The following is a 5601-nucleotide window of genomic DNA, read 5'->3' as shown; positions in this document are numbered from 1 at the left end:
CAGCCGAAACGAAACACCGTCTGAATTCGTCGAGCGGGCTAAATCGACCTATTATGATAAGAAACAAAAGACAGCGGACTGGAAGGATGCCTATGACGGCTTCAAAGACGCGATGGCTCACTTCAAATTCCAGCTGCCGATCCTCGAATCGACAGTCTCTGAAATCCAAAGGGAAGTGGACGACGCGATGTTTAAAATTCAACCGCGGCTCGAAGAAATTAATAAATATTCTGAAAAAATGAAGTAAAGCTTCCAAACAAAATATGAATATTTGTTTAAATTCTTTGCGGCATTATATAAAAAACGGTTATTATGTTATTATTGTCAAGAACGTTTGCTTTGCAGACGAATACTTTTAGGAAATGGATGTGTTTTTGTATGAAAAAATGGCTAATCGTTTTAGCCGGCGTACTGATGAGTTTTACTCTTGCAGCTTGTGGCAGCAAAACTGTTGCAACAACTAACGGCGGTAAAATTACAGAAAGTGCTTATTACAGCAGCTTGAAGAGTACCTCAAGTGGTAAACAAGTATTGCAACAAATGATCTTAAACAAGGTCTTGGAAAAACAATACGGTAAGGATGTTACGAGCAAACAAGTTAACAGTGAATTTGCGAAATACAAGAAACAATACGGTTCATCGTTTAACTCAGTTCTTCAACAAAACGGCATGACTGCTTCATCATTGAAGGATTCAATTCGCTCAAACCTCTTATTGAAGGAAGCCGTTAAGCACAACATCACAATTACTGATGCACAATTAAAGACTCAATTCAAGTCATACCAACCAAAAGTAACTGTTAACCAAATCTTGGTTTCAAAGAAATCAACTGCAGAAACAGTTATCAAACAACTTAAGGCCGGCAAGAGCTTCTCAAGCTTGGCTAAAAAGTATTCCACTGACACCGCAACTAAGAACAAGGGTGGCCGAATTTCACCATTCGACAACACCAACACAACGTTGGACTCTAACTTCAAGACTGCTGCCTTCAAGTTAAAGAACGGCGAATATACTAAGACCCCTGTTAAGACTCAGTATGGTTACCAAGTTATTCAAATGGTTAACCATCCAGCCAAGGGCACTTACAAACAACATGAAGCTGAATTAAAGGATCAAATCGTGACATCAAAGATGTCTGACAGCAACACCTTGCATTCAGTTGTATCAAAGGTTCTTAAGAAAGGTAAAGTTACCATCCAAGATAAAGACCTTCAAAACGTCTTGTCAGATTACCTCTCAACTAGTTCAACTAAGAAGTAATTAAAATCGTTCATAGAAAAGGGATTGGACAAATTGTCCAATCCCTTTTTAGCTGCTCATCAATTATAAAAGCTCACCTTGCGTCGGTTTGTCAGGCTTTTGTTTTGGTTCAATCACCTTTTTGGGTTTATAAAAGCGCCGATTATCAAGCCCAAATACCCGGTCACTAAATTCACCCGGCTGGACATTCTTCAAAGCGCCCTGGATCATAACAATTGTGGCGTCTAATTCATCCAAATGGTGTAAAATCTCTGCCTCCAACATCTTTGGCCGCTCAGGCGAACCGTATTCAAGCAATCCGTGATGGGATAAAACCATGTGCCGAAGCATGATTAAATCCTGGGAGTCCTGATCGATTCCTAGTTTGTCGGCAGCTTCTACGATTTCTGCATCCATGATACTTAAATGCCCCAACAAATCGCCCGCTAAAGTGTACTCTGTGGCGATTGGACCGGAAAGCTCGGTCGTTTTACCCAAATCATGGAGAATCGCCCCAGCGTACAATAACGGGGCATTGATACCATCGTATTGACTGACGATGGCATGAGCTTGTTTTAGAATCGAAATCGTATGAAATGCCAAGCCACCTGCAAAATCATGGTGGTTGGACTTTGCTGCCGGAAAATCATAGAAGCGATCAGCATGCTTTGTAATCAGCGCCCTGACAACCCGGTTGTAAGTCGCGTTGGTAATTTCGAAGATTGTCTGGTTAATATACTCTTCCATCTGGTCTCGCGACATGCCGGCCTTTTTGATAAACATCAGCGGATCATGGGGTTCGCTTTGGTTGGCCAGCCGCATGGACAGAATTTTAATCTGTGGGGAATTCATGTACACTTCCCGCTTTCCCTTCAGTAAAACTACCTTGCCGGCCACGAACTCCTTGGCATTTTCGGGGGTTGCATCCCAAAATTTGCCGGAAATATCGCCTGATTTATCTTGAAACACCAGTGACAAAAACATGTTTCCATTCTTGGCAACCCGCTTTTTGGCGTCCTTTAAGAGCACGTACATTTCAAACTGTTCATTCAACTTAACATCCATTAACTGCTTTGCCATGAAACCACCTCCTAAAGCTTACCCAAATCCAAGACCGTGCCGGCATCAAATTCACGCTCAAGATTAGCCGTAAAGTACAAAACTTGCGTCTGTTCACTCACCTGCTTAAGCATCTGGTTTGCGGCGTGTCGTCTTGATTGGTCAAAATTAACAAATCCATCGTCAATCATGATTGGCATCGGGTATTGATCACTGAACCCAACCGCCATCGACATAATCAACGCTAAGTACAACTGTTCCATCGTCCCAGTTGAAAGCTCGTTAACCGGAAAACGGACGTCATCTTCTCTAACCACTGAAATCTCATTTTTGAAAATAATATCTTTATAAGCATCATTTGTCAAAGTTGCAAAGTATCTTTTGGCAAGTGTCAGTGTTTTAGGCAGTCGGCCCTTGCTGGCAATGTTCAACACAGCTTGAATCCATTGAGACCCGAGTTTTAACGCAACGTAACGCTGAACGTTGTCAATAATTTCGGTCTGCTTATTGGCCAAGTCTTGTCGCAATTGATAGTATTGGCCATTTTTAATCAGCCCATTGATCTCAGTGTTTAGCTGAGTGACTTTCTGGGTCAATCCATCAATCTGTTCACTAAGCGTTTGAACTTGCTGATTTTGGTTGACGACCAAATCATCCAGCGCCTTGGCATCAAGCTGATCGGGAATCTGAACCTTGGTTGCAGCAAGCTGCTGCTCAAAAATATGCTTTTGCTTTAACTGGTCAACCAACCTCTTTTGAGCCTTGTATACCTGTTCAAATTCATCATCTGATTGGACTTTTCGATCATTTAAAAAGGCCGTTTTTTGTTTCGTTAACGCGTCCTGTTCGTCCTTGAGATGTTGAATTGTGGTCTGCAAAGTAGCAAGTTGTGCTTGCTTTTGTTGATAAGCTGCCGCTAGTTTTTGCCACCGCTGAACAGTTTGCGTAACTGTCATCAGCGCGTCGCTGGGCTTTGAACGGTCAAATTTCAACCAATCTCTGGCAAATTGCCATTGATCAATGAATTGATTGTAAGTCGTCTGCTTATCATTGAGTTCAGCTTGTCGTTTTGACAATGTCTGCTGAAAGGTGGCAATCTGGCTGAGGCTCGCCTGCATGCCGATCCAGTCGTCTTCCGGAATACCAGCCAACCCAAACCGCTCACTAATGGTGGTTAATTGTTGTTGAACCTGGCTTAATTGGCGATTTAACGCGTCAATATCGACGACAGGTGCCTCAGGTGTCACAGATTGACTCTGCTTGGCAACGTACCAACCCGCCCCTGCAGCCACAATTGCCAGCACAAAGCCGATCCACCCAAATGAGGTAAACAGACTAAGGATCACCCCTGCAACCAGTAATGCCCCGGCAATTCCGTAATAAATCAAGCCGGTACGTGACTGTGGTTGCTCCGGTTGATGAGCCCGTCGTTTTTGCGACTGATTAATTTGGTCGGTCAGATTTTGTTGGGTGCGTAACAGGTTATTTACCTGATTTAATTCATCAGCCGAAAAAGCCTTTGGAATCTCACCTTTAGCATTGTGAGCAACAGCCTCACTTTGATCAGTTAACTGTTTGGCAGCTTCGGCAACCTGTTGCTGGGCAGTTTCAACCTGATAGCCTAAATTTGACTGACTCGCGAGTTGGCCATATAACCGATCGATGCGTTCCTGGTGGCTCTCGTAAAACGCTTGTCCAGGGGTCTTGGAAATGCCAGCCTGGCGCTTCGCATACTCAGCTTGCTTTTCGGACAATTGATTGGCCTGAGCTGCTAATTTAAGCTTTAAATCGTTGAAATCAGTATGATCATCATCTGAAAAGCCTTTTCTTATCTTGGATTCATTGACCCCTTCCAACTGAGCCAGCTGATTAACAACCGGTATCAAAGATTGTAATTGGCGATTTTTTCCAAGTTCATCAGAGGCAGTTTTGCGTTGTTCCGGCAGCCGCGCCCACTGGTCCCGGGATTCTTTTAGTTGCTGTTGCAGGTCTTGGTAATGGGGAAAGTCATCTCGGGCATCTCGTACCTGGCTTTCCAATTTTTTATAATCGGCAATCTGGACGTTAATCTCTTTAGTCCGACCTCGAGGTGCATAAATGCCGGCCGAATCCTTATCTAATTGATCTTGCAGTCCCATCCAATCATTGGCACCAGCAACGCCAATTGACTGAATGCGAGTTGCCAATTCGCTTCTCCCCATCTTGTAGAATTCACTTTGATTTACATCGCCAAAATAAAATAATCGATCATAGGTTGTTCGATCAATCGGCCCAATCAGGTTCTGATAATCAGTTTCAGTTAATTCCGTATCGTTATCTAAATCATAAAACTTAACCGTTCCGCCGTACTTTAAGCCGGTTCGAACAATCTTATAGGTATGCTGATTGGCAGAGAAGGTAATTTCTCCCCCATATGGCGCATTGCCCTTTGGCTGGTATTGACCATGAATCGAATGCTTTTTATCAGTAAATCCAAATAAGATTCCTTTGATAAAGGCGAGGATCGTGCTTTTTCCGGCTTCGTTAGGACCATACACAACCTGAAGAGGATCTTGAATCGTGATCTGCTGGTCGATCCACTGGCCAAAGCCATAGATATTGAGCGCTTTAATAATCACTTGTCGCCGTCCTCCTTGTCGTGTTCGTTAACCACATTTTCGCGCAGAATTGCACTGGCATCATCAAAAACCGATTGCTTAATGTCGGCCTGATTCAATTCATCTTTGATAAAGGCCGGTTGTTTGTCAAATGCTTTTAAAATTTGATTATAGGCATCGTCTGTGAGGGTTTCATCCCTGGCTTGATTAAAATATGTCTGATCAATCGCACTATAAACAACGTTTTTCTCCACTGGCGCCTTAAGGGATGTCACCCAACAATTGAGCTGACGCCATTTATCACGATTAATTTGTTGAATAGCGTCAAGCAACTCACCAGAGGCAATTTGACCCAACAGTTCTGAATCAAGTTGCTGATCGCTTTTTAGTTGAAGTCTTAAGAGGTGCAACTGGTCAAAATGTTGATCGGCTAACTGGCTCATAATCGATTCCGCAAGCTGTTTAACTGGTTGCTGAGCGACCGAAACGGCCATAAAATCCCAAATAATTGGCGCAGTTGACTGGAAGTGAGATGTCAGTTGGCCGCCATCACTTTCAACCAACAGAAATCCTTTTTCACCAGTTTCGTTGATGTGACGTCCCTGAGTATTGCCGGAATAGTTAATGGTGCCTTGTTTATTAAGTGCCTGTCGCTTGTGAATGTGTCCAAGGGCCCAGTAGTCGTACCCCTTTTCTTCAAGCTGAT

The 5601-nt window shown here is 43.3% G+C and carries 5 protein-coding genes; 2 read left to right on the top strand and 3 right to left on the bottom strand.

Annotated features, from left to right (window positions below; all coding sequences use genetic code 11):
* Both AB3112_RS07540 and AB3112_RS07535 read left to right on the top strand, forming a co-directional pair.
* A partial coding sequence (locus tag AB3112_RS07540; protein WP_367334217.1) for a hypothetical protein occupies positions 1-247 on the top strand: 247 nt, incomplete at its 5' end.
* Positions 248-378: 131 nt separating this feature from the next.
* A complete protein-coding gene (locus tag AB3112_RS07535; protein WP_084975261.1) occupies positions 379-1260 on the top strand; it encodes a peptidylprolyl isomerase PrsA in 882 nt (293 codons plus the stop codon).
* Positions 1261-1323: 63 nt separating this feature from the next.
* Here AB3112_RS07535 and AB3112_RS07530 read toward each other — a convergent pair whose 3' ends face one another.
* The 3 genes from AB3112_RS07530 to AB3112_RS07520 all read right to left on the bottom strand — a co-directional run.
* On the bottom strand, positions 1324-2319 hold the full coding sequence (locus AB3112_RS07530) for a 3'-5' exoribonuclease YhaM family protein (RefSeq protein WP_084975259.1): 996 nt from the start codon (positions 2317-2319) through the stop codon (positions 1324-1326).
* Between the two features lie 11 nt (positions 2320-2330).
* The gene (locus AB3112_RS07525) at positions 2331-4916 is read right to left on the bottom strand and encodes an AAA family ATPase (protein WP_367334216.1); all 2586 of its coding nucleotides are present in this window, start codon (positions 4914-4916) and stop codon (positions 2331-2333) included.
* On the bottom strand, positions 4913-5601 hold a 689-nt coding region (locus AB3112_RS07520; protein WP_367334215.1), incomplete at its 5' end, for an exonuclease SbcCD subunit D. The genes AB3112_RS07525 and AB3112_RS07520, both read right to left, overlap by 4 nt.

Origin of the sequence: Lentilactobacillus sp. (assembly GCF_040773105.1) — a bacterium.
Lineage (GTDB): Bacteria > Bacillota > Bacilli > Lactobacillales > Lactobacillaceae > Lentilactobacillus > Lentilactobacillus parabuchneri.
This window is presented reverse-complemented; position numbering and strand designations above follow the sequence as displayed.